The 24,604-nt window shown below is 73.2% G+C and carries 19 protein-coding genes and 1 tRNA gene; 9 read left to right on the top strand and 11 right to left on the bottom strand.

From position 1 onward, the window contains the following. Positions 1 to 76: 76 nt before the first annotated feature. Complete coding sequence (locus QC029_RS07635; RefSeq protein ID WP_279554694.1) at positions 77 to 472, top strand: hypothetical protein; 396 nt, start codon at positions 77 to 79, stop codon at positions 470 to 472. 55 nt (positions 473 to 527) lie between these two features. Next, on the top strand, positions 528 to 1,415 hold the full coding sequence (locus QC029_RS07630; protein ID WP_279554726.1) for a spermidine synthase: 888 nt from the start codon (positions 528 to 530) through the stop codon (positions 1,413 to 1,415). A gap of 29 nt (positions 1,416 to 1,444) precedes the next feature. Here the strand turns inward: QC029_RS07630 and QC029_RS07625 are convergent, their stop codons facing one another. Continuing rightward, entirely contained in the window at positions 1,445 to 2,014 is a 570-nt protein-coding gene (locus tag QC029_RS07625; protein WP_279554693.1) for a hypothetical protein, read from the bottom strand. A gap of 96 nt (positions 2,015 to 2,110) precedes the next feature. Here QC029_RS07625 and QC029_RS07620 point away from each other — a divergent pair, with 96 nt between their 5' ends. The 3 genes from QC029_RS07620 to QC029_RS07610 all read left to right on the top strand — a co-directional run bounded on the left by QC029_RS07620 (position 2,111) and on the right by QC029_RS07610 (position 4,633). Continuing rightward, entirely contained in the window at positions 2,111 to 2,827 is a 717-nt protein-coding gene (locus QC029_RS07620) for a response regulator transcription factor (RefSeq protein ID WP_279554692.1), read from the top strand. Positions 2,828 to 2,888: 61 nt separating this feature from the next. After that, positions 2,889 to 4,271 (top strand): HAMP domain-containing sensor histidine kinase, encoded by a 1,383-nt coding sequence (locus QC029_RS07615; RefSeq protein ID WP_279554691.1) that lies wholly within the window; start codon positions 2,889 to 2,891, stop codon positions 4,269 to 4,271. A gap of 143 nt (positions 4,272 to 4,414) precedes the next feature. Next, positions 4,415 to 4,633 carry a hypothetical protein gene (locus QC029_RS07610; protein WP_279554690.1) on the top strand — a complete coding sequence of 73 codons (219 nt, stop codon included), beginning with the start codon at positions 4,415 to 4,417 and terminating at the stop codon, positions 4,631 to 4,633. Positions 4,634 to 4,799: 166 nt separating this feature from the next. Here QC029_RS07610 and QC029_RS07605 read toward each other — a convergent pair whose 3' ends face one another. The 4 genes from QC029_RS07605 to QC029_RS07590 form a co-directional block, all read right to left on the bottom strand. After that, positions 4,800 to 6,239 (bottom strand): GH1 family beta-glucosidase, encoded by a 1,440-nt coding sequence (locus QC029_RS07605; protein WP_279554689.1) that lies wholly within the window; start codon positions 6,237 to 6,239, stop codon positions 4,800 to 4,802. A 76-nt stretch (positions 6,240 to 6,315) separates the two neighbouring features. Continuing rightward, positions 6,316 to 7,161 (bottom strand): carbohydrate ABC transporter permease, encoded by an 846-nt coding sequence (locus QC029_RS07600; RefSeq protein WP_279554725.1) that lies wholly within the window; start codon positions 7,159 to 7,161, stop codon positions 6,316 to 6,318. Between the two features lie 95 nt (positions 7,162 to 7,256). Then, a complete protein-coding gene (locus tag QC029_RS07595) occupies positions 7,257 to 8,255 on the bottom strand; it encodes a carbohydrate ABC transporter permease (protein ID WP_279554724.1) in 999 nt (332 codons plus the stop codon). 43 nt (positions 8,256 to 8,298) lie between these two features. Further along, positions 8,299 to 9,585, bottom strand: coding sequence for an extracellular solute-binding protein (locus tag QC029_RS07590; RefSeq protein ID WP_279554723.1), 1,287 nt, complete (start codon positions 9,583 to 9,585; stop codon positions 8,299 to 8,301). Between the two features lie 335 nt (positions 9,586 to 9,920). Between QC029_RS07590 and QC029_RS07585 the strand changes: the two genes are divergently transcribed. Further along, a complete protein-coding gene (locus QC029_RS07585) occupies positions 9,921 to 10,958 on the top strand; it encodes a LacI family DNA-binding transcriptional regulator (RefSeq protein WP_279554688.1) in 1,038 nt (345 codons plus the stop codon). Positions 10,959 to 11,106: 148 nt separating this feature from the next. Here QC029_RS07585 and QC029_RS07580 read toward each other — a convergent pair whose 3' ends face one another. Next, positions 11,107 to 12,915: a glycoside hydrolase family 6 protein gene (locus QC029_RS07580; protein WP_279554687.1), complete on the bottom strand. Its 1,809-nt coding sequence runs from the start codon at positions 12,913 to 12,915 to the stop codon at positions 11,107 to 11,109. Positions 12,916 to 13,629: 714 nt separating this feature from the next. Here QC029_RS07580 and QC029_RS07575 point away from each other — a divergent pair. Beyond that, a complete protein-coding gene (locus QC029_RS07575; RefSeq protein ID WP_279554722.1) occupies positions 13,630 to 16,488 on the top strand; it encodes a glycoside hydrolase family 48 protein in 2,859 nt (952 codons plus the stop codon). Between the two features lie 106 nt (positions 16,489 to 16,594). Here QC029_RS07575 and QC029_RS07570 read toward each other — a convergent pair whose 3' ends face one another. Next, positions 16,595 to 19,528, bottom strand: a complete 2,934-nt coding sequence (locus QC029_RS07570) for a polysaccharide lyase family 8 super-sandwich domain-containing protein (RefSeq protein ID WP_279554686.1) — start codon at positions 19,526 to 19,528, stop codon at positions 16,595 to 16,597. Between the two features lie 487 nt (positions 19,529 to 20,015). On the opposite strand from QC029_RS07570, the gene QC029_RS07565 reads away from it, so the two are divergent. After that, on the top strand, positions 20,016 to 20,600 hold the full coding sequence (locus tag QC029_RS07565) for a M23 family metallopeptidase (protein ID WP_279554685.1): 585 nt from the start codon (positions 20,016 to 20,018) through the stop codon (positions 20,598 to 20,600). Positions 20,601 to 20,714: 114 nt separating this feature from the next. On the opposite strand, the gene QC029_RS07560 is transcribed toward QC029_RS07565, so the two are convergent. The 4 genes from QC029_RS07560 to QC029_RS07545 form a co-directional block, all read right to left on the bottom strand. After that, positions 20,715 to 20,787 (bottom strand) — tRNA-His (locus tag QC029_RS07560). A 102-nt stretch (positions 20,788 to 20,889) separates the two neighbouring features. Continuing rightward, positions 20,890 to 21,495: an oligoribonuclease gene (orn, locus tag QC029_RS07555; RefSeq protein ID WP_279554684.1), complete on the bottom strand. Its 606-nt coding sequence runs from the start codon at positions 21,493 to 21,495 to the stop codon at positions 20,890 to 20,892. A gap of 10 nt (positions 21,496 to 21,505) precedes the next feature. Beyond that, the gene (locus QC029_RS07550; RefSeq protein ID WP_279554683.1) at positions 21,506 to 22,765 is read right to left on the bottom strand and encodes a helix-turn-helix domain-containing protein; all 1,260 of its coding nucleotides are present in this window, start codon (positions 22,763 to 22,765) and stop codon (positions 21,506 to 21,508) included. Positions 22,766 to 23,155: 390 nt separating this feature from the next. Continuing rightward, complete coding sequence (locus QC029_RS07545) at positions 23,156 to 23,602, bottom strand: hypothetical protein (RefSeq protein ID WP_279554682.1); 447 nt, start codon at positions 23,600 to 23,602, stop codon at positions 23,156 to 23,158. Between the two features lie 254 nt (positions 23,603 to 23,856). On the opposite strand from QC029_RS07545, the gene QC029_RS07540 reads away from it, so the two are divergent. Continuing rightward, positions 23,857 to 24,378, top strand: coding sequence for a universal stress protein (locus QC029_RS07540; RefSeq protein ID WP_279554681.1), 522 nt, complete (start codon positions 23,857 to 23,859; stop codon positions 24,376 to 24,378). Positions 24,379 to 24,604: the final 226 nt, after the last annotated feature.

Genomic DNA, 24,604 nt, shown 5'->3' with positions numbered 1-24,604 from the left:
CGTAGCGGTTGACAGGCCGGTTCGTTGAGCCTCGTGTAGCGACCGTGGAGGACGACCCCTGGAGGAGGTGTCCCTCGTGCTGGACACCGGTTGTGAGACCGGCAGCCGTCCGCCGTCCGCCGGGCCGCCGGACGAGCCCTGCGACCTGGTGACCGTGCCCGCGAGGCAGGGTCTGGAGGCCGTCGACATCCTGCGCCTGCGCGAGAGCGTCGGCCCGGTGCTGCACGACGGCGCGGGCGGCACCCTCGGCTTCCTGGTGCCGCCCGGCACCGCGGACGGCTGGGACCTGCCGGGCAGCGTCTGCACCCCGGCCCACCGCCGCGGCGGCCCGGCCGCCGGCCCTCCGGTCGCGGGCACCGGGTGGCTGGTGCCGCCGGAGAGCGCGCACGCCGGGACCACCGAGCCGGCGCGGCTGCGCGCCGCGCTGGGCGAGGCGGCCCGTACGCTCGCCGCCGCCGAGGGACGTTCCTGAGGGACGGCTTCCGGGGCGGGGCTCCCGGAAGCGCCGATGGGCCGCACGGGTGATACTGGGCCGTGTGGCGAGGAGCGGACGGCGGCGCGGGAGCGGCAGGCACACCAGGGAGCCGGTGAGCGAGCCGGTCGACGGCGGACTGGCCCAGCTCCTGCCGGACCCGGACCGGCCGCGCGCCTGGACGCTGCTGCTCGACGGCGCCCCGCAGTCCCACGTGGACCTCGACGACCCGACGTACCTGGACTTCGGGTACCAGCGCAGGATCGGCCACCTGATCGACCTGGCCGCCCCGCCCGGACAGCCGCTGCGGGCCGTGCACCTCGGCGGCGGCGCGCTCACCCTCGCCCGCTACACCGCCGCCACCCGGCCGCGCTCCACCCAGCAGGTCGTGGAGGCGGACGCCGCGCTGACCGCCCTCGTCCGCCGCGAGCTGCCGCTGGAGGGCGCCTGGCGGATACGGGTGCGCGGCGGCGACGCCCGCGCCGGGCTGGCGAAGATCCCCGAGGACCGGGCCGACCTCGTCGTCGCGGACGTCTTCGGCGGCGCCCGCACCCCCGCCCACCTGACCAGCGCCGAGTTCCTCGCCGAGGTCCGCCGCGTGCTGCGCCCCGGCGGGCTCTACGCCGCCAACCTCGCCGACGGCCCGCCGCTGGCCCACCTGCGCGCCCAGGTCGCCACCGCCGCGGCCGTCTTCCCCGAGCTGTGCCTGGTCGCCGACCCGGCCGTACTGCGCGGGCGGCGCTTCGGCAACGCCGTCCTGGCCGCCTCCGACCGGGCGCTGCCGGTCGCCGAACTCACCCGGCGCGCGGCGGGCGACCCGCACCCCGGCCGGGTCGAACACGGCCGTGCGCTGGCCGACTTCACCGGCGGCGCCGCCCCCGTCACGGACGCCACCGCCACCCCCTCGCCGCAGCCGCCCGCGCGGGTCTTCCACCGGCGCTGAACGCCGCGGGGGAACCGCCGGCCGGCCCGTCAGCCCCCGTGCTCGTCGACCGTCACCTGCGGCGGGGCGCCGTGCCAGACGCAGAAGACCGACGACGCCTCCTCGCCCCGGGTGAAGGTCACCCGTATCCACCGGCTCTCCCGCCAGACCCGCATCTCCCAGCCGGGGTTGGGCGTGGCGGAGACCAGGGCGGCCGAGTCCGGGCCCAGGTCGAAGGCGACCCGGCCGCCGCGCAGCTCGTGGCTCTCCACGTTCCCCGGCGTCCCGCGGGGGCGCGCGGCGTCCTCGCGGGAGGCGCCCGCCTCCCCGGTCCTCCCGGCGTCCCGGTGGGTCCCCTCGGAACCGCGCGAGGCCGCGGACCGGGACGCCTTGGGGGACCCGGTGTCCGAGGGGGGCCTGGGCCGCCGGGTGGAGTCGGTCTCCGGCTCGGGGCCGGGGTGCGACGCGGACGGCGTCGGCGGGCCCCCGGCGATCGGCAGCGCCCGCGGCGGATCGTAGGCGGTGCCCGACACCACGGTGTGCACGCCGAACCAGGACAGCGTCACCGCCGCCCCGGTGGCCAGTGCCCACGCTCCCGCGTGAACCAGTGCTCGTCGCATCCCGCGCACCCTAACCGCTTCCCCCGCCCGCTCGTGGTTCCGTCGCTTCGGCCGGTGACCGCTTGACGTGTCCGCGCATGCCGTAACGTGCCGCCCATGGCACGTGTGCTCGTCGTCGAGGACGACCAGTTCGTACGCTCCGCCCTGATCAGGCACCTCACGGAGGCCTCCCACACCGTACGCAGCGTCGGGACGGCCCTGGAGGCGCTGCGGGAGGTCGCGCACGTCGGCTTCGACGTGGTGATACTCGACCTCGGCCTGCCCGACCTCGACGGGGCGGAGGCGCTGAAGATGCTGCGCGGGATCACCCAGGTCCCCGTGATCATCGCCACCGCGCGGGACGACGAGGCGGAGATCGTCCGCCTGCTCAACGACGGCGCCGACGACTACCTGGTGAAACCGTTCTCCGTGGAGCACCTGTCCGCCCGGATGGCCGCCGTGCTGCGCCGCGCGCGCGGCGGCCCGGGCACGGGCGGCGCCGGCGCGGAGGCGGACCGGGCGATACGGGTCGGGGGGCTGGCCATCGACCCGCTGCGCCGGCAGGCCGTGCTCGACGGGCGGGCGCTGGACCTGACCCGCCGCGAGTTCGACCTGCTGGCCTTCCTCGCGCAGCGTCCCGGCGTCGTCGTACCGCGCAGGGAGCTGCTGGCCGAGGTCTGGCAGCAGAGCTACGGCGACGACCAGACCATCGACGTCCACCTCTCCTGGCTGCGCCGGAAGCTGGGCGAGACCGCGGCCAACCCCCGCTACCTGCACACGCTGCGCGGCGTGGGCGTCAAACTGGAGCCACCCCTGGAGTCCTCGCGGGCGTGAGACCGGACGGGGGACCGGGACGGCGGCGGGGGCGGGACGGCACCGCGGAGGGGAGGAGCCCATGAGGTGGGCGCTGGTCAAGGTGTGCATCGCCGTGACCGCGATGGTCGTGGTGGCCTTCGCCGTCCCCCTCGCGCTCGTCGTCAAGGAGATGGCCCGCGACCGGGCCTTCGCGGGCGCCGAGCGGCTGGCCGCCACCGTCACGCCCGTGCTCGCGGCCACCGGCGGCGACCGCGGCCGGCTCCAGCGCGGGCTGGCCAGCATGCCGGCGGAGGCCGGCGAGCGGATCGCCGTGTACGCGCCCCCCGGCCAGGACGACGGGAGCGCCCGGATCGGCCGGCGCCGGGTGCCCGAGGCGGAGCTGCGGGACGCCGCGCCGCTGGAGGGGGCCACCATCGTGCCCGTGGAGGGCGGTTTCGCGCTGCTCCAGCCGGTCGTCACCGAACGGACCGCCGTCATCGAGGTGTTCGTGCCCGAGGAGGAGGTCACCAACGGCGTCGCCACCGCCTGGCTCGTCCTCGCCGGCACGGGACTCGCCCTCGTCGTCGCCTCCGTCGTCATCGCCGACCGGCTCGGCACCCGGATGGTGGGCGCCGCCGAGCGGCTGGCCCGGGCCGCCCGGGAGCTGGGCGCGGGACGGCTGGCGGTACGGGTCCCGGTGGAGGGGCCCGCCGAACTGCGCTGGGCCGCCGCCGCGTTCAACTCGATGGCCAACCAGGTCGCCCAACTGCTCGCCAACGAGAGGGAGCTGGCCGCCGACCTCTCCCACCGGCTGCGCACGCCCCTGACCGTGCTGCGCCTCAACGCCGCCTCGCTCGGCGACGGCGACGCCGCCGAGCAGACGCGCGAGGCCGTCGCGCAGCTGGAGCGCGAGGTGGACCACATCATCCGCACCGCGCGCGAGCAGCGGACCCCGCAGCCGGACGGGCCGGACGGCGGCGCCTTCTGCGACGCCTCCGAGGTGATCCGGGAGCGGATGGACTTCTGGTCCGCGCTGGCCGAGGACGAGGGCCGCGAGGCGGGACTGGCCGGGGTCGAGGAGCCCGTGCGCGTCCCCGTGGCCCGGGCCGACCTCGCCGCCGCCCTCGACGCGCTGCTCGGCAACGTCTTCCGGCACACCCCCGAGGGCGTCGCCTTCGCCGTGGACGTGTACCGCGGAACCTCCGGCAACTCGGTGATCGTCCTCGTCTCCGACGCGGGGCCGGGCATCGACGACCCCGACGCGGCGCTGCGCCGCGGCCACGGGGACGGCGGGCCCGGCTCGACGGGCCTGGGCCTGGACATCGTGCGGCGGGTGGCGGAGTCCACCGGCGGCGACGTGCGGATCGGCCGCTCGGTGCTGGGCGGGACGGAGGTGCGCGTCCTGCTGTCCCTGGGAGGGAGCCCGGCCGACGGCCCGAACCGGCGGCGCGGGCACGGGGTGCGACGGCGCGTGCGCCGATAGTGGCGGATCCTCAGGCGTTCCGTAGGCCCGCCTTAAGGGAGCCATAAGTTCCCGGACGCCTGTCCGGAACGGGCGGTTCGCCGGAATCGGTCCCGCTAGCGTGCTCCCTGTCCACGTTCCCCGCGGATCGAGGCAGGAGCGGAATGAGGAGCATCGCCGTACAGCGACGCCGCCCGGGCGGGCGGCGGCAGCCGATCGCCGACGCGGCCGTGGCGGCGATCGTGGCGGTCGGCGGGCTGGTCCTGGCCGGCACGGCGACGGCGGGCCCGGACCCCACACCCGGGACCGCGGCCACCACGGGTCCGGCCGGCGCGGCGGCGCCGGACGGACCGGAGGGGCGTACCGCCCGGGCCCCCTCCTGAACCTCCGGTCCACGGGCCACGGGCCGTCGGCCCGCGTGAACCAGCCACCCCCCACGACAGGCGGGGCGCAGCGGTCTCCACCCCCACACCCGCTGCGCCCCGCCCAGGCTGCTGCGGTCGGACCGCCCCGGTCAGGCCCTCCGGTCGGTCCGTCCGCCCGGCCCGGTCAGTCGGCCACCGGATCCCCGAGGGCGCCCAGCGCCTCGGGCTCCCGCAGCTCCCCGGTCCGGGCGACCTCGGCGTACCACAGGGCGCTGGACTTGGGGATGCGGGCCAGGGACTCGAAGTCCACGTACACCGCGCCGAACCGCTTGCTGTAGCCGTAGGCCCACTCGAAGTTGTCCAGCAGGGACCACAGGAAGTAGCCGCGCACGTCGGCGCCGTCGGCGATCGCCCGCTGGACGGTGCCCAGGTGGCTGTGGAGGTAGGCGACGCGGTCGGGGTCGTGGACGGTGCCGTCGGGGGACGGCTTGTCGTCGCAGGCCATGCCGTTCTCGGTGATGTAGAGCGGGACGCCGCCGGTCTCGCGGTGGTAGCGCATGAGCAGCTCGTGCAGGCCGGTCGGGTCGATCGTCCAGCCCATGTCGGTGGTCTCGCCCGGCGTCTGGTGGAAGGCGATGTCCTCCGCGGCCGGCCAGGGGGACTGCTCGCCGCCGCCGTGGCCGTCCCGGCGCGGCAGCCGCTGGTCGGCGGAGGCCGACACCAGGGTGGGCGTGTAGTAGTTGATGCCCAGCGCGTCCAGCGGCTGGTGGATGTCCGCCAGGTCGCCGTCCTTGACGAAGCTCCAGTCGGTCAGGCGCGAGGTGTCCTGGATCAGGTCCTCGTCGTACACGCCGCGCAGCATCGGACCGTCGAAGATCCGGTTGGCCAGGGCGTCGATGCGCCGCTTGGCGTCCAGGTCCTCGGGCTCGTCGGTGAGGGACCGGACGGCGGCCGGGTTGATGCTGACGCCGATCTGGGCGCGGCCGGGGAGGGCGGCGCGCAGCGCCTGGGCGCCCAGGCCGTGGGCGAGGTTGAGGTGGTGGGCGGCGCGCAGCACGTCGGTGTGGTCGGTGCGGCCGGGGGCGTGGACGCCGGAGCCGTAGCCGAGGTAGGCCGAGCACCAGGGCTCGTTGAGGGTGGTCCAGCGCTCCACCCGGTCGCCGAGCGCTCCGGCGACGAGGGAGGCGTACTCCGCGAACCGCTCGGCGGTGGCGCGCTCCGGCCAGCCGCCGGCGTCCTCCAGCTCCTGCGGCAGGTCCCAGTGGTACAGCGTGATCCAGGGGGTGATGCCCTTCTCCAGCAGCCCGTCGACCAGCGAGCGGTAGAAGTCCAGGCCGCGCTGGACGGCGGGGCCGCGGCCGGTGGGCTGGACGCGGGACCAGGAGATGGAGAAGCGGTAGGCGTTGAGGTTGAGGTCCGCCATGAGCTGTACGTCGTCGCGCCAGCGGTGGTAGTGGTCCACCGCGACGTCGCCGGTGTCGCCCCCGAGCACCTTGCCGGGCGTGCGGCAGAAGGTGTCCCAGATGGACGGCGTGCGGCCGTCCTCGGCGGCGGCGCCCTCGATCTGGTAGGCGGAGGTGGCCGAACCGAACAGGAAGTTGGCGGGGAAGGAGGATCGGCTCATATGGGAGCGCTCCCATCAAAGGTCGTACGGAAGGGGGATGACGTGGGGGGCGGGGGTGAGGGGGAGGGACGGCCGGTCAGCCCTTGACCGCCCCCTGCATGATGCCGCCGACGATCTGCTTGCCGAAGACGGTGAGGATCAGCAGCAGCGGGAGGGTGCCCAGCAGGGCGCCGGCCATGATCACCGACTGGTCGGGGATGTAGCCGCGGCCCAGGCCCGTCAGGGCGACCTGGACGGTCGGGTTCTGCTGGGTCAGCGCGATGATCGGCCAGAAGAAGTCGTTCCAGGCCATCACGAAGGTCAGCATGCCGAGCACGGCCATCGCGGGCCGGGCGGCGGGGAAGACCACGTGCCACACCACGCGCAGACTGTTGGCGCCGTCCACCCGCGCGGCCTCGATCAGCTCGGTCGGCAGCGCCTCCACCAGGTACTGCCGCATGAAGAACACGCCGAAGGCGCTGACGAGGGTCGGCAGGATGACGGCCTGGAGCTGGTTGGTCCACTCCAGTTCGGCGATCGCCATGAACAGCGGCACCACGCTGAGCTGCGGCGGCACCATCATGGTCCCGATCGTCAGCATCAGCAGCAGGTTGCGGAAGCGGAACCGCAGCTTGGCGAAGGCGAACCCGGCGATCGTCCCGAACAGCACGGTGCCGACCGCGATCGACCCGGCGACGATCGTGGTGTTGAGCAGCGCCAGGCCCATGTTGGCGTCGGTCCAGGCGATCTCCAGGTTCTTGAAGAGGTTCCCGCCGAACCAGAAGGGCGGCGGCATCTCGGCGAGCCTGGTGTTGTTCCGGGAGGCGGCGACCGCCGTCCAGAACAGCGGGAAGAGCGCGATCACGGTGACGAGGATCAGTACCGCGTACGTCAGCTTGCCGCCGTGGAGGGTGCCGCCGGCGCCGCCGGCCCGTCCCCGCAGGCGGCCGCGGCGGGAGCCCGCCTCGTCCCCGGCGGGTCCGGTACGGGCCGGCGCCCGCCGGTCGGACACCGGCCGGTCGGAATCCAGCACGCTCATCAGCGCCTCCTCATGGTCTTGCGGCCCAGCTCGTTCGCCCTCATGCGGCGTGAGATCGCCCAGTTGACCAGCGCGATCAGCAGCAGGAGCAGGAACATCATCCAGGCGATGGCCGAGGCCCGGCCCAGGTGCAGGTTGACCCAGCCCTGCTCGTACAGGTACAGGCCCAGGGTCTGGTACTGGTGGTCCGAGCCGCCGTTCGCGCCGCCGCCCGGGTTGAACAGCAGGGGCTCGCCGAACAGCTGCGTCGCGCCGATGGTGGAGACGACGATCGTGAACAGGATCGTCGGCCGCAGCGCGGGGATGGTGACGTGGACGAACTGCTGCCAGCGCGAGGCCCCGTCCAGCGCCGCCGACTCGTACAGGTCCTTGGGCACCGCCTGCATGGCGGCCAGGTAGATGAGGGTGTTGTAGCCCGTCCAGCGCCAGATCACGATCGCGGAGAGCGCGAAGTGCGAGGTCGCCCCGTCGTGCCAGTTGACGGGGTCGACGCCGATGAACCCCAGGAACCAGTTGATCATGCCGTAGTCACGGCCGAAGAGCACGACGAAGACGAGGGTCGCCGCGGCCACCGAGGTGGCGTAGGGGGCCAGCATCGCGACGCGGAAGAACGTCGCGCCGCGCAGCTTGTAGTTGAGCAGGTGCGCGAGGCCCAGCGCCATCAGCAGCTGCGGGACGGTGGAGATGATCCCGATGCTGAGGGTGTTGCGCAGGGCGTTCCAGAAGAACTCGTCCTCGAGCAGCCGGGTGAAGTTGTGCAGCCCGGCCCACTCCATGTCGGTCGGGGCCGTCAGCGACACCTTGTGCAGCGAGGCCCATCCCGTGTACAGCAGCGGGAAGAGGCTGAAGGCGCCGAAGAAGAGGAAGAACGGGGCGACGAAGGCGTACGGGCTCCACTTCACGTCCCGCTGGTACCAGCGGCTGCGGCGTTCCCGCCGCCGGGCGTCGCGGGAGGGCGGAGCGGTCCTGTGGCGCGGGCCCGCGCCCCCCTGCTTCACGGGGGGCGCGGACACCGGCGAACCGGTAGTGGTCACTTGTCGATCACTCGTCCAGTGCGTTGTCGACCGTCTTGGTGGCCGACTCCCAGGCCTTGTCGGGGGAGACGCCCTTCTGCTCGATCTGCACGAGGCCGGCGCGGGTGAGGTTCTCCTGGATGACCTGGTCCTTCGGGCCGATCACCTGGGTCGGGATGCCCTCGGCCGCCTGGGAGAAGATCTCACCGATCGGCGCGTTGGAGAAGTACTCGTGCTTGGCGTCGGCGACCTCGGGGGTCTCGTACGACTTCGGGGCGCTCGGGAAGCTGCCGCGCTCGGCGAAGAGCTTGGCCTGCTGGGTGGGGGCGGTCAGCCAGGCGGCGAGCTTGATCGCCTCCTCCTTGTTCTTGCTCGTCTCGGGGACGCCGAGGAACGAGCCGCCCCAGTTGCCGGCCTTGGGCGCGGGCGCGACGTCCCACTTGCCCTTGGCCTTGTCGCCGCCCTTGTCCTGGATGTAGCCGAGCATCCAGGCGGGGCAGGAGAGGGTGGCGAAGGTGCCGTTGTTCATGGCCTTGTTCCACGAGTCCGTGAACAGCTCGTGCTTGTCGGTCATGTCCTCGGTGGCGGCCTCCGCGGCGATGTCCCAGGCCTCCCTGACGTCGGGGTTGGTCTTGTAGATGACCTCGCCCCGCTCGTCGTAGTAGCGGGTGGCGCTGGAGGAGATGGCCGCGTTGTACAGGCCGCTGGCGGAGTCGACCCAGGCGACGTCCTTGGGCCCCTTCTCCATGAAGTCCTTGCCGGTCTCCAGGTACTTCTGCCAGTCGCCCGCCCACAGCTTGCCGACCTCCTCGCGGTCGGTGGGCAGGCCGGCGGCCTCGAAGTGGTCCTTGCGGTAGCAGATCGCCATCGGGCCGATGTCGGTGCCCAGGCCGATGGTCTTGCCGTCCTCGGTGGTGGCCTGCTGCCACTTCCAGTCGAAGTAGTCGTCCTTGGAGACGCCGTCCGCGTTGGACAGGTCCGCGAACTTGTCGGCCTGGGTCTTGACGACCTCGGCGATGTTCGCGACCTCGATGCCCTGGATGTCGGCGAGACCGCTGTTGCTGGCGAGACGGGTCAGCAGCTGCGGGTAGTAGTTCTCGTTCCGCTCGACGACGCTCTGCTCGATCTTGACCTTCGGGTTGAGCTTCTCGTACTCCTCGTAGAGGCCGGCCTCCTTGAAGCCGAAGGTCCCGAAGAGGCCGACGGTGATGACGGTCTTGCCCTTGGCGTCACCGCTGCCGGTGGTGTCCTTGCCCGAGTCCTCGTCGCTCGCGCACCCGGCGAGCAGGCTGGTGCCGATCGCCGCGGCGGCCATGAGGGCCACGGCTCGGCGGGTGGTGCGGGTCTTGCGCACTGCGTCCTCCTAGCGCCCTGACGTTTCACTCCCGGCCGTGGAAGGGTGTGGGGGACCGCGGTGGTGATGCTGCGGCTCGGGTGGGAACGTGCGGGTTCTGTATGGGTCAGGTCCTTTGGGAGCGCTCCCAGGCGTGATGAGTTGAAGAGTTGCCGGTCCCTGGCGCGGGTGTCAAGGGAATGGACAGACTGACCCGGCGCAGTTATCCGGCTGTTAGCTTCGGTGGCTGATCGATACTGGTGCAGGGGACCGACCGGTCCTGTGCAGGTGAGCCCGTACGACCTGGGGAGGCGGTCATGACAGTGAGCGGAAGGCGGGGCCAGAGGCCCACTCTGGAACAGGTCGCCGCCTACGCGGGGGTGGGCCGCGGCACCGTCTCCCGGGTGATCAACGGCGCCGCCAACGTCAGCGACCAGACGCGCACCGCCGTCCAGCAGGCGATCGCCGAGCTGGGCTACGTGCCCAACCGGGCCGCCCGGGCGCTGGCCGCGGGCAGCACCGACGCGATCGCGCTGGTCATCCCCGAGGCCGAGACCAGGCTGTTCGCCGAGCCCTACTTCTCCGGTATCATCCGCGGTGTCAGCGCCGAGCTCGCCGACACGGACATGCAGCTGCTGCTCACGCTGATCCGCACTCCCAAGGAGCGCGACCGCTTCGCCCAGTACGTCACGGCCCACCGCGTGGACGGCGTGCTGCTGGTCTCCGTGCACGCCGACGATCCCCTGCCCGACCTGCTGGAACGGATCGAGATGCCCGCCGTCCTCAGCGGCCGCCGCAGCGGCGACGAGCCGGTGCCCTACGTGGACTGCGACAACACCGGCGGCGCCCAGGCCGCCGTGGAGCACCTGATCGGGAGCGGCCGGCGGGCGGTGGCCACCGTCACCGGACCGTTGGACATGTACGTCGCCCAGTGCCGGCTCCAGGGGTACCGCGACGCGCTGCGCGCCGCGGGGGTGGAGGAGGACGAACGGCTGCTCGCCGAGGGCGACTTCACCGAGGAGGGCGGTCGCCGCGCCATGCGGGAGCTGCTGTCCCGGCGGCCCGATCTGGACGCCGTCTTCTGCGCCTCCGACGTGATGGCCGCCGGCGCCCGTGCCGTGCTGCGCGAGGCGGGCCGCCGGGTGCCGGACGAGGTGGCCCTGGTCGGCTTCGACGACTCGGCCGTCGCCCGCCACATGGATCCGCCGCTGACCAGTGTGCGGCAGCCGCTGGAGGAGATGGGCCGCTCGATGGCCCGGGTGCTGCTGGAGCAGATCGAGGACCGCAAGGCCGGCCGGGACGAACGCTCCAGCCGGGTGCTGCCGACGGAGCTGGTCCGCCGCTCCTCGTCGTAGACCCGTGCGCGCTTCCGACGCTTCCCTCACCCCGTCCTCCCTTCCGGACGCCTCCCCGTGCAGGTTACGCGGAGACGGCGGAGGGCCGGTCGGCGTACCGACCGGCCCCTTGAGCCGTCCTACCGCTGTTGTCTCAGATCATCGGTGATCAGTTGACCGGCGGGTAGGCGTTGCGCAGCAGCTCCTCGAACTGGGCCTGGAACCAGTGGCCGGAGACCGGCGCGCCCGGCAGGGCACCGGACTTGCTGTTGCCGTTGCGGGCGTTGCCGCCGTAGTTCGGGTCGCACATCTGGTCGGCCTTCTTGCCCTCGTCGTTCGGGATGTCCTCGCTGGCGCCGTCGGACTCACCCGGGGGCTTGATCCACGCGTAGGCGTCGATGCCCGGAGCGGGCGACGCCTTCGGCCGCTCGCCGAGGCCGGCGCCGGCCTGGTTGCACCAGTTGCCGGTGTGGATCCGGCGGTCGATGCGGCTGCCGTCGACGAAGGCGTCCAGGCTGGTCTTGGCCGCGGGGGCGCTGGGCCGGTTCGGGCCGCCCCAGCCGTTGCGGGAGGTGTCGATGATCACGCCGACGTCGGAGCGGAAGCCGGCCTTGACCGCCTCCTCGCGGAACGCCTGGGCGTAGGTCTGCTCGTCCACGTAGCGGTTCCAGTCGACCCACTTGGACTGGCGGACCGAGGTGCCGTTCACCGAGTCGTTGATGGTGAAGTGCGGCTCCTTGAGGGCGCCGTAGTTGGCGACGTTGGCGGCGAAGCCGGCCACGTTGTTGACCGTGGAGCCCTCGGCGGTGGCGGCCTGGTAGAGCAGCTTGGCGGTGGGGGCGAAGTTGTCGTCCCAGCCGAGCCAGCCGTGGTGGCCGATGTCGATGTAGTTGTAGACGTTCGGGATCGCGCCCAGCTTGGCCAGCGCGTAGCCGACGCCCTTGACGTAGTTGCCGTTCGCCAGCATCGTGTCGCAGTTGGCGGTGGCGGTCGGGCGGCTGCCGACGTTGGTGATCAGGTTCGGCAGCGAGTCGATCTCGACGACGTTGATGATGCGCAGGCTCGCGTACTTCGGGTCCGACAGGATCGCCGCGATCGGGTCGATGAACTGCCGCTTGTACTTGTCGATCTCGGTCGGGCCGAGCTCGCCCTGGGAGGCCAGGGCGGCGCAGTCGCGGCCGGGCAGGTTGTAGGTGACCATCTGGAGCGCGGTGGCGCCCTGGGCCAGGGCCGCGTCGAGGTGGTCGCGCAGGCCCATGCTGTTCTCGCCGGCGGAGCCCGACGTGATGGCGGCGATGCGGTCCAGCCACACGGCGGTGGGCTGGTTGGCGATCGCGGCGCCGCCGCTCCTGCGGGCCTGGGCCGACCAGTCGGGGTTCACGTAGAGCTTGGCGCCCGCGTACGGGTTGTCCACGCGGTCGCCGGGCCCGCCCGAGCCGCCGGTGGTGCCGCCGTCGGTGGTCCCGCCGTTGGTGGTGCCACCGTTGGTGGTGCCACCGTTGGTGGTGCCGCCGTCAGTGGTGCCACCGGTCGTGGTGCCGCCGTCCACGTTGCAGGTGGTGCCGTTCAACTTGAACGTGGTGGGAGCCGGGTTGGACCCGGAGTAGGTGCCGTTGAAGCCGAAGTTCGCGGAGCCGCCCGAGGCGAGTGTGGAGTTCCACGACGGGGCGGTGGCGGTCACGTGCGCGCCGCTCTGGGACACGGTGGCGTTCCAGCCCGAGCCGGCCTTCTGGTTGCCCGCGTAGTCCCACTCCACCTTCCAGTTGCTCAGCGAGGAGGAGGCGTTGTTGGTCACGGTGACCGAGGCGGTGAAGCCGTTGCCCCAGTCGTTCGCCACCTTGTAGTCGACGGTGCACGCGGGGGCGGCCACGGCGGTGCCGTGGAGCATGCCGCCCGCGCCGAGCGCGCCGGCGACCAGGGCGCCCGCGGCGAGTAACGCCAGTCGGCGTTCACGCGATGGTTTTCTGGTGCCTGTCATGCGATCTTTCCTCTTCCTTCCGGTTGTGCCCCGGGTGACGACGGAGTCCGGCTCCGTGCTGGTTGGGGGGTTGTGGTCATGTCACGGGTGCGAACCCCGGACAGAGAGCTGTCTCCGTCGCGGTGGGGAACGACCGTTGTCGTGGCACGGAGCGTGACCCCACTCCGCTCCTGTCCTCCGGCGGATCCGCCCGGAGCGTGCTCCGGGATCGGCGCCGGGGGAGGACGGGGCGTGCCGGGGGGAGGCGAACCGGCCGGTGCGGCCGTGAGGGAAGGCGGCGGCGAGCGCCGCGGTGCTGGTCAGCGCCCGGAGGCGCGGTGGGGGGTACATGAAGCGGCTCCTGGTCGGTCGAACGCGCCGTCCCTGGCGCACGACTGTGGAAGCGCTCCCACTGGTTGGATCAGAACGTAGCGCCAACTTCCGGTTGTGGCCAGAGTGCGTTCAGGAATTGGCGAGTCGAATTTCTTCGACGGGGTCATCTCGTTCAGACCCTTGACAGGTGTCATGTCCACCTTGACCCTTGGGAGCGCTCCCACTGGTTTCAGTTCCTCCGCATGTCCTTCCAGGCACAGCTCTTCCCCACCCCCCGAGCCGCGAGGAGAGAACCCCCGCATGCGCGTGTTACCAGTAACGGGCTCACCGCCCGCGCCTCCGAGAGGCAGGTCCAGGAAGCTGCTGGTGGCAGCAGCCGTCGCGATCTCCCTCCCCCTGGGGATGACCTCGGCGCTCAGCGGGACGGCCCAGGCCGCCGCCATCCAGTGCAGCGTCGACTACAGCAAGAACGACTGGGGGTCCGGCTTCACCGCCAACGTCACCCTCACCAACCGGGGCTCCGATGCGATCGAGAACTGGACCCTGACGTACGACTACAGCGGCAACCAGAGGCTCCAGCAGGGCTGGAACGGCCAGTGGTCGCAGTCGGGCAGGACCGTCACGGTCAAGAACCCGACCTACAACACGAGGATCGCGGCCGGCGCGGCCGTCACCGCCGGCGCCAACTTCAGCTACAGCGGCACCAACGCCGACCCGACCTCCTTCTCGGTCAACGGCACCCGCTGCGGCGGCAACCTCGCCGCCCCCACCGCCACCCTGACCAGTCCCGGAGCGGGCGCGGTCTTCTCCGCGGGCGCCACCATCCCGCTGAGGGCCACCGCGAGCGCCACCGAGTCCGGGGCCACCATCCAGAAGGTCGAGTTCTACAGCGACACCGAGCTGCTGGGCACCGACACCACGGCGCCCTACGCGTTCGACTGGACGAACGTCCCGGCCGGCAACTACTCCATCTACGCGGTCGCCCACGACTCCAACGGCATGTCGAGCGAGTCCACCCCCGTCGGCGTCCAGGTGACCGACGGCCCCGCGGTGGTCGTCACCCCGGCCCAGCTCGGAGTCCGCCAGGGCGAGACCGGCCAGTTCGCCGTGAAGCTCTCCAAGCAGCCGTCCGCCAACGTGACGGCGACGGTGGAGCGCACCAGCGGCAACACCGGCCTGTCCGTGGCCGGCGGCGCCTCGCTCACCTTCACGCCCGCCAACTGGAACACCCCCCAGACGGTGACCGTCGCGGCCGACGACACCGGCTCCGGAGCGGCGACCTTCACCGTCCGCGCCCCCGGCCACGACGACGCCGAGGTCACGGTGACCCAGCTCGCCAAGTCCGGTGACGCGGGCGAGTACGAGGACCGCTTCCTCGACCTCTACAACAAGATCTTCGACCCGGCCAACGGGTACTTCTCGCCGGAGGGCATCCCCTACCACTCCGTCGAGACGCTGATGGTCGAGGCGCCCGACCACGGGCACGAGACGACCTCCGAGGCGTACAGCTACCTGATCTGGCTGCAGGCCATGTACGGCAAGGTCACCCAGGACTGGGGCCCGTTCAACGAGTCGTGGCAGATCATGGAGAAGTACATGATCCCCACGCAGTCGGACCAGCCCACCAACAGCTTCTACGACGCCTCCAAGCCGGCCACCTACGCGGCCGAGCACCCGCTGCCGTCGAACTACCCGTCGGAGATCCAGCCCGGCGTCTCCGTGGGGCGCGACCCGATCGCCGCCGAGCTGCGCAGCGCCTACGGCAACAACGACATCTACGGCATGCACTGGCTGCAGGACGTGGACAACGTCTACGGCTACGGCAACGCGCCCGGCAGCGTCTGCCAGGGCGGGCCGGACCAGGAGGGCCCGTCCTACATCAACACCTTCCAGCGCGGCTCGCAGGAGTCGGTCTGGGAGACCGTGCCGCAGCCCACCTGTGACGACTTCACCTTCGGCGGCAGGAACGGCTACCTGGACCTGTTCATCAAGGACAGCGGCTACGCCAAGCAGTGGAAGTTCACCAACGCCCCCGACGCCGACGCCCGCGCGATCCAGGCCGCCTACTGGGCCGAGACGTGGGCCGAGGAGCAGGGCAAGAAGTCCGAGATCTCCGCGACCCTGTCCAAGGCCGCGAAGATGGGCGACTACCTGCGCTACTCCTTCTTCGACAAGTACTTCAAGAAGGTCGGCAACTGCGTCGGTCCCACCTCCTGCCCCGCCGGCACCGGCAAGGACAGCGCGCACTACCTGCTCTCCTGGTACTACGCCTGGGGCGGCGCCACCGACACCAGCGCGGGCTGGGCCTGGCGCATCGGCAGCAGCCACAACCACTTCGGCTACCAGAACCCGATGACGGCCCACGCGCTGACCACCGTGCCGGAGCTGAAGCCCAAGGGCTCCACCGCCACGGCGGACTGGGAGAAGAGCCTCCAGCGCCAGGTCGAGTTCTACCGCTGGCTGCAGTCCGACGAGGGCGCCATCGCGGGCGGCGCGACCAACAGCTGGGGCGGCAACTACGGCACCCCGCCGTCGGGCACCCCGACCTTCTACGGCATGTTCTACGACGAGAAGCCCGTCTACCACGACCCGCCGTCCAACCAGTGGTTCGGCATGCAGGCCTGGTCGATGGAGCGCGTCGCCGAGCTCTACCACGAGACCGGCAACGCCATGGCCAAGCAGGTCCTGGACAAGTGGGTGGACTGGGTCCTCGGCGAGGTCACCGTCAACCCCGACGGCAGTTACCAGATCCCGTCGACCCTCCAGTGGTCGGGCCGGCCCGACACCTGGAACCCGTCCAACCCCGGCGGCAACGCGAACCTGCACGTCACGGTCCGCGACTACACCACCGACGTCGGCATCACCGCGGCGCTGGCCAAGACCCTGATGTACTACGCCGCCAAGGCCGGCGACGAGGAGGCCAGGACCACCGCCAAGGCCCTGATGGACGCCATGTGGGACCACCACCAGGACGCCATGGGCATCGGGGTCCCGGAGACCCGCACCGACTTCAGCCGCTTCGAGGACAAGGTCTACATCCCCGCGGGCTGGACCGGCACCATGCCCAACGGCGACCGGATCGACTCCAACTCGACCTTCCTGTCGATCCGCTCCTTCTACAAGGACGACCCGCAGTTCAACAAGGTGGAGAGCTACCTGAACGGCGGCGAGGCGCCGACGTTCACCTACCACCGCTTCTGGGCCCAGGCGGACGCCGCGCTCGCCCTGGCCACCTACGCGGACCTCTTCGGCGACGAGTAGCCGCCGGAGGGGGTGAGGCCGGCCCCCCGGTCCGGTCTGGTCGACGGCGACCGCACCGGGGGGCCTTCCAACCCGCACGGCCCGGCCCACCGGCCGGGCCGCACCACTAGCCGGTGACGAGCTGGAGCAGCGGTCCGTCCCCCGCCTCTCTGCTGCTCAGCCGCACCTGATGGCCGCGGCCGTCCTGCGCCAGCACCAGGGTCAGCTCCCCGGTCGCGGTGCGCCGGACGGCCGCGGTCACGTCCATGCCCGTCCAGTCGTCGTAGGACGTGACCAGCCCCCCGCCCAGGGCCGGGCCCGGCGCGGGCGCGCTGTCCCAGGTGATCCCCGTCTCGCTCCAGCCGCCGCCGGACGGGCCGTACGCGCGCAGGGACGCGGTCAGCGCGTCGTCCGCGCGGGTGGCCGGATCGCCGGGGACATGCCCGCGCACCCACAGCACCGCCCGCCGCACCCGCCCGCCCGCGGCGCCGTGCGGCAGCCGGAACCGCAGGTACGCCCGCCGTACGCCGTCCGCCTCCGCGGTCGTGTGCACGGTCAGCGCCGCGGAGGAGCCGTCGTTCTCGCCGGAGTGGCGCCCGCCGCGCACGGTCGCGTCCGCCTCCGGCTCCAGCAGCAGCGCCCGGCGCGGAGGGGCGGGGCGCCCGGCCCCCAGCACCGCCGTCAGCGTCGCGCCGTGGCCGCCGCCGGTCTCCGCCAGCAGCCGCACCTCCTCCGGGGCGGCGCAGAGCACCGTCAGTCCCGCCGCCGCCTCCCGCACCGCCCGCGGCCCCGGCCGGCCCGGCACCCCGCGTCCCAGCACCTCGCGTCCCAGCACCAGCCGCACCACCGCGGCCGTGCGCGAGGGGTCGCTCACGGCGATCCGCACCGCCTCCCGCTCCCGGAGCACCAGCACCGCGCACGGCCCGTCGGCGGTGATCCCTGCGGCGGAGCCGGCGGTGAAGAAGTTGACGGCGGTCAGCCGCGCCCCGCGCGGCACCCCCGGCGCGCCCGGCAGCGTGCGGAAGGCGTGCGCGCCGCAGCCGTTCTCGTCCAGCACGACCACCTCCACGCCCGGGCGGGCCGCGCGGGCGGCCGTGGCGTCCGGCGCCGCGCCCGGCAGCAGCAGATGGGCGTGGGAGGCGCCCGCCGGATCGGTGCCGTGGTCGTGCCAGAGCGTCAGACGGCGGCGGGTGACCGGGGCGGCCGGTCCGCCCGCGTTCAAGTCCCGCCAGGAGCCCGTGCGGTCCGCGCGCCGGCTGAGCAGGTCGGGGCGGCCGGAACGCGGGCCGAGGAAGACGTAGCCGCCGGTTCCGGCCAGATGCGCCCAGCGCGGCCGGGGGTGGCGCACGGTCCCGCCGGGCGCCCCGGGCGCCTCGGCGCCGTCCACGGTGAGCCGGGCGGTTCGCGCCCCGGCGCCGCCGGGCGCGTGCAGGTTCCGGTCGTCCACCACCGTCTCGATCCGCCGCCCGCCGCCCGCGGTGATCCCGGAGGAGGCGGTCAGCACGGCGTCGTCCAGGAACAGCCACGACCGGCGCGCCCGCAGCGGCGACTGGACGCCGCGGAAGTCCATCCCGGCCAGCCCCAGGCCCCGGACCGGCCCCACCGAGCCCGACCAGCGCGTGCCCGTCAGCGGCACGCGGTCGTTGTCGCCGCCCGCGCCGGCCGGCAGGGGAGCGGTGTCCACGGTGATGCCGGGCAGCCGCTTGGGGTCGGCGGTGGGCCAGTACTCGTCGGTGTACTGGAAGGGGTCGGTGTCCAGGTGGAGCTGGAACATCCCGTCGCCGGTGTGCCAGCCGCGGGCGTTCTCCCCGTTCATGTACTCGTAGCGCGCCACGCGGTCGGAGTTGAGCGAGAGCGAGTACGTCCAACCGGGCCGGCGGTGGACGATCCGCTCCATGTCGGGGAACGCGAAGTGCCCCACCGGCCCGTCCGCCTCCGGCAGCGAGGCGTCGGAGAGCACGTCCGCCGCGGCGGCGACCTGAGCGGGCCGCCGCTCGGCGAGCGGGCGGTAGGTGTTGCGCCGCAGCCACCCCTTGGCCAGCGACCTCAGCCGCCGCGCGGCGTCCGCCTCCTCCTCCGGCAGCGCGGCGGCCAGGTTCACCGCGTCCACGGCCAGCAGGAAGCCGTCGTCGGCGTCCCGCTCCCGCTCCCGCGAGATCGCCCTGCCGCGTACGGCGTCGATCATCAGCCCGCCGTGCACCAGCGGCGCGAAGGTCCGCTCCACCGCCCGCACGGTGCGGCGGCGCTCGGCGGCCGCGATCTCCCACTCGGTGCCCGCCAGCAGCCGCGCCAGCTCCGTCACGCCCCTGACCAGCACCTCGCCGTACGTGCCCGGGTAGGCCACGCAGGTGTGCATGAGGAACGAGCCGTCCGCGTGGAAGCCGTCGCCGATCGGCACCGGGTCGAGCACCCCCGCCAGGGAGGACGAGGCGAGCGCCGGTCCGGCGGAATCCGCGCCGAGCGCGCCGCGCACGGCCGTGATCCGGCACAGGTCGACCCGGTTGGCTCCGGTGGAGACCAGCGTGCCGCGCAGCATCCGCTTCGGGTCGGGCACGAAGTGGCCGGTGGCGGCGAGCAGCCCGTCCAGGAGCTCGGCCCCCACCGCCGCGCCCAGTAGGACGCAGGCGTCCCCGACGGCGTCCGGCGTGCCGATCTCCCAGTCCCACCAGTTGCCGTACCCCGCCCGCCCGGCGCGGTAGACGGACGCGTGGAGGACGCCCAGCCCCTCGGCGGCCCGCGCGGCCGCCTCCGTGTCGCCGTACAGCCGGCTCGCGGGCGTGGCGCAGGCCAGGGCGATCGACCGCAGCCGGTCCGCCACCGCGGTCACGTTCGACGACGGGCCCGCGCCCTCGCCCAGCGGCAGGTCGTCCCAGGGCGTGGCGCGGCCGGGTCCCGTCCGCAGGGAGGCCAGGCGGCGCAGCGCGACGCGGTCCCGCGCCGCGACGGCCGCGGCGTGGTCGGCGCGGTACGCGTCGCCCTCCGGGAGCGCGGGGCCGACCAGCAGCTCACTCCGGCGCCGCAGCAGCCGCGCGTACACGCCGTCAGAATCCTTGGTGTCCATCCGCCGTGGCATCCGCCGTGGCACCTCCCGCGGCGCCCCGCGGGCCGCCGCGTCCGCCGTCCGCGCTCCGGCCGCCGCCCCCGCCCCGACGGCCAGCGAGATCCCGGCCCCGAGCACAATCCTCCGGCCGGGCAGGCCCCTTCGGTCCGCGTCCGCCACGGCGCCTCCCTGTGTCCGCCGCCGGCGCCGTCCCGTACGGAACGCACCGGCGGATCCGGGAGGTGACCGCGCGTCCGGCGGGCCGCCGCGTCCGCCGCCGTGGCGGCGGCACCCCGCCGGGCTGGTTTAGTCCATTCACCTGTACGGGGATTGTCGCGCGATCTGCCGCCCGGAACCGCAACCGTGCGCTGCGGCACGCGGGTTCACACGTCCGGACCCGGGCGGCGCTACGCCGTTCGGCGGCCCGGAGAGCCGTCGCGGAGATGCGAGAAGGCCGTGACTGACGTGTCCTCACATCTATGGCACCGCCGAATGGGAGGTCAGAACGATGGCTACGCAGGGTGGACGTCAGCAGTGGACGCCGAACCGGCGCGGTCTGGTGCTGCGGGGCGCGGCACTGGCGGCGCTGGGAACCGTCCCGTTCCTGGCGGGAGGGGCGCGGAGCGCGCCGGGCGGCGAGGCGGTCCCCGCGTCCTTCTCGGTCGAACCCGGTTCGCTCCTGGGGCACTGGGCCCGGCCGGTGGCGGGGAACTACCGGGTGTCGGCGCCCTACGGCATCCCCGGGGACTGGCAGGCGGGCCACCACACCGGCATCGACTTCGCGATGCCCGTGGGGACCCCCGTCTACTCGGTCGGCTCCGGCGCCGTGGTCTTCGCCGGAGAGGCCGGCGCCTACGGCAGGGCGGTGACGATCCGGATGGACGACGGCCACTACACGCTCTTCGCCCATCTGTCGCGGATCTCGGTCGGCGGCGGGGAGCGGGTGAAGGCGGGCAGCAGAGTGGGCACCTCCGGGGCCACCGGCCGGGTCACCGGCCCCCACCTCCACTTCGAGGTGCGCAACAAGCGCGGCTACGGCTCGGACGTCGACCCCGTCGCCTACCTCGCCCGGCGGGGCGTGCAGCTGCTGTGACCCCGCCGCGTCCGCACCGGCCGCCGCGGGCCGGTGCGGGCGACCGGCGCGGACGACCGGCGCCACACGCGCCGAGGGCCCGGTCCGTATCCGGACCGGGCCCTCGGCGACCAGGGTGAGTAACGGGACTCGAACCCGCGACATCCTGGACCACAACCAGGTGCTCTACCAGCTGAGCTATACCCACCATGACCGGTGCTCGTGGTGCTTTCCGCACCGGCCGATAAGAGTGTACAGGGTCGTCGACCGTGCCCGCGCACCCTTCTCGGGTGTGGCTCCCCGGGGCGTCTCAGCCCGCCGCCGGCTGCACGTGCCGGGCCGCGATCTTCCGCGCCGTCTCCGAGTCCGGGCCGGGCGCGGGGACGAAGACCGCCTCGCGGTAGTAGCGCAGCTCCGCGATGGACTCCCTGATGTCCGCCAGCGCCCGGTGGTTGCCGCTCTTCTCCGGGCTGTTGAAGTACGCCTTCGGATACCAGCGCCGGGCCAGCTCCTTGACCGAGGAGACGTCGACGATGCGGTAGTGGAGGTAGTCCTCCAGCGTCGGCATGTCGCGCATCAGGAAGCCGCGGTCGGTCCCGACCGAGTTCCCGCACAGCGGGGCCCGGCCGGGCTCGGGGACGTGCTTCCTGACGTACTCCAGCACCCGCCGCTCGGCGTCCTCCAGGGTGGTGCCCCCCTCGAGCTCGTCGAGGAGGCCGGAGGCGGTGTGCATCGCGCGCACGACGTCGGGCATGGTGTCCAGCGCCTCGGCGGGCGGGCGGATCACGATGTCCACCCCGTCACCGAGCACGTTCAGCTCCGAGTCGGTGACCAGCGCGGCCACCTCGATGAGAGCGTCGTCGGACAGCGAGAGCCCGGTCATCTCGCAGTCGATCCACACCATGCGATCGTTCATGCGTACCAGCCTACGGGGCCCGGCCGGGCATACGGCCCCGCTGGGAGGGCAGGCGTGAGGTGTAGGTGTCGGAATCCGGCTTGCCGTGGTCGCCCCGTACGGGCCGGTCCGCTCGGTCGCTCCTGTCCCCCCTGTCCCCCCGTTCGCCGCGCATGGCGTGGACCGTGCCGTGCGCGGTGGACTCGGCCGCCGCCGTCTGGTCGGCGCGTCCCTCCGGTGCGCGCTCCTCGCCCGCGCCGCCGGTGTCCGGCCTGCCGGTGCGCGCCCGGTAGGCCGCCCGGTACGCCGCCGGGGAGGCGCCCAGCTGCCGCCGGAAGTGGCCGCGCAGCGCGACCGGCGAGCGGAAGCCGCAGCGTCCGGCGACCTCGTCGACCGAGTAGTCGGAGGTCTCCAGCAGCCGCTGCGCCTGGAGCACCCGCTGGGTGATCAGCCACTGCAGCGGCGCGCTGCCGGTCAGCGAGCGGAACCGCCGGTCGAAGGTCCGCCGGCTCATGTACGCGCGGGCGGCGAGCGTCTCCACGTCGAACTGCTCGTGGAGGTGCTCCAGGGCCCAGGCCACGACCTCGGCGAGCGGATCGGTGCCGATCTCCTCGGGTAAAGACCTGTCCAGGTAGCGCTCCTGACCCCCGTTGCCGCGCCGGGGCGGTACGACGAGGCGGCGGGCCAGGGCTCCCGCCGCCTCGGCGCCGTGGTCGGTGCGCACCACGTGGAGGCACAGGTCGATGCCGGCCGCCGTGCCGGCCGAGGTGAGGATGTCCCCGTCGTCCACGAACAGCTCGCGCGGGTCGACGTGGACCGCCGGATAGCGCTTGGCCAGCGTCGGCGCGTACATCCAGTGCGTCGTCGCGGGGCGGCCGTCGAGCAGCCCCGCCGCGGCGAGCACGAACGCGCCCGTGCACAGGCCGATGATCCGCGCCCCCTCCTCGTGCGCGCGACGCAGGGCGTCGAGCGCGGCCGGGGGCGGCGGCTGGGTTATGGAGCGCCAGGCGGGCACGACGATCGTGCCCGCCCGGGAGAGAGCCTCCAGGCCGTACGGAGCGGTCAACTCCAGGCCTCCCGTGGTGCGCAGGGGTCCCTCTTCGCCCGCGCACACCAGAAGGCGGTAGCGGGGGACGCCGGCGTCCTGCCGGTCGATGCCGAAGACGGACAGCGGGATGGAGCTCTCGAAGATCGGGCCGCCGCCGAAGAGCAGTACGGCGACGATCTCGCGGCGGCGGCGCGCGGCCAGCTTGCGCGTCGTCCCAGGGCCGTGCGATGGCTCCTGGTTCATGGAACTAAGCCCCCCTCAGTCGTCGCGTCCTTCCGGTCCTGCACGTTTCCCCCGCCGTGGTTAGCCAAGATCGAATCTACTGTGTCTGTCGAGGCTGACGGGACAAGTTCACCACTCACCGCTATGTCGACATGACAACTTGGCGTGAAGCATTCGATCACGAAGCGTTCCACTCGACGGCGTCCCTGGGAAGAACGCCTCGCTTCGCGGCCATCTGTCCGGAGGGTGCACTCGTTCGCCTCGATTCTCCCCGCCCAGGTGGGCGGTGCGCGGGTCCGACTCTGGCAAGTTGTGTACCACGGCTGGAACTTGGCCGAAAAGCGCAGGGGCTCAGAAAGGGAGAACCGGGGTTCCCGGGGGGTGCGCCGCGCACCGGGGAGCGGCCCGCCGCTACCGCCGTCCGCCCCTGTGCGCCCCCGTGCCGGTGCGGCCGTGGCGGCCCCGGTGCGGCCCGGCCCGCCCGGTGGCCGCGCGCACGGGGGCGCGGGCGGAGGTGCGGACGGGAGTGCGGGCGGAGGCGCGTTCGGAGCGCCGCAGCAGGGTGCGGCAGACGGCGGTCACCAGGGCGAGCCCGGCGGCCGTGCCGGCGGCGCCGAGCGCGGAGGAGCCGCACGCGAGCAGGACCGGGGGGACCAGGGCGCAGCCGAAGACCGCCCAGCGGACGACCTCGCCCGCCCGGCCGGCCGTCCCGGCCCCGCGGGGGGCGCGGCGCGGGTGACGGCGCGCCCTTCGCGGGGCGGCGGCGGCGCGCCGGGCCCCGGACGTCGGGCGGCGTGAGCGGGAGCCCCTCCGCGCGGCACGGCGCGCGGAGTCCGGGGCGGTCGGGGAGCCGGACACGTCCTGCCTAACGCCGCAGCGGCGCCGCGGTCACCGTGCGGTACGCCGGGACGGCCGCCCGGAAGGGGGCGTTCCGGACGTCTCGGGGGAGTGCGGAGGGCGGTCCGGGCATTGCGCAACGCTTTCCGCTCCGGCATGCTGCACCGACAGTGACCGCAGCCTCTGGGCAAGGGGGGAGTGCCGTCGTACCCTGGGGGGTATGGGCTGAGGAACATGCTTCCAGGTGGTATCCCTAGGCACACGTGACGTAACCGATGGCTGGACACGAGATCCCCGACCCCGCGGACCGCAAGCGGCTCGCCGATCCGACGGCGACGCCCCAGGCGGCGGACGAAACGCGCCATTCCTGCGATCCGGCGTTCCGGCACGGGGTCGTGGTGGGGTTCGACGGCTCGACCTCGAGCGAGCGCGCCCTGGCCTACGCCATCGGCATGGCGAGGCGCTCCGACTCCGGCCTGATCATCGTCCACGTCGCCAACAGGCTCCCGACGACCGTGTGGGCGGGCTGCGAGCCGCCGGTCTTCGTCGACGTCCCCGACCACCGCACCGAGGTGCTCGGCCTGGAGCTGGCCTGCGCCGACCACCTGTCCGAGGTCCCCTGGATCCTGGTCGAGCGCGGCGGCGACATCTGCCACGAGCTGGAGGAGGTCGGCTGCGAGTACGAGGCCGACGCCATCGTGGTGGGCTCCACGCACGGCCTCGTCGGCCGGATCTTCGGCTCGGTCGCGGGCCGTCTCGCCCGCCGCGCCCGGCGCCCGGTCGTCGTCATCCCGTAGCGGACCGGCCTGCGCAGGCCCCCTCAACTCGCCCCGGGAGGGAGCGAGTCGGCACATCCACCCCCGTGCGGAGGTGCATTGTGCGCTTGTGACGGGCATACAGGCAGCAGCACGCCGCCGTGCGGGAGGTGACGGTCCCGCGGGGCGGTCCGCCGCCGGCGCGATGGGCGACGCCGGCGACAGGGAGGCGGTCCCCTCGTGCGCCCGGTGGCACGGACGAGGGGAC

The organism is Streptomyces sp. DH37, from assembly GCF_029813835.1.
Taxonomy (GTDB): Bacteria; Actinomycetota; Actinomycetes; order Streptomycetales; family Streptomycetaceae; genus Streptomyces.
Note: the sequence above shows the minus strand (reverse complement) of the source record. Positions and strands in the feature narration are given on the sequence as shown.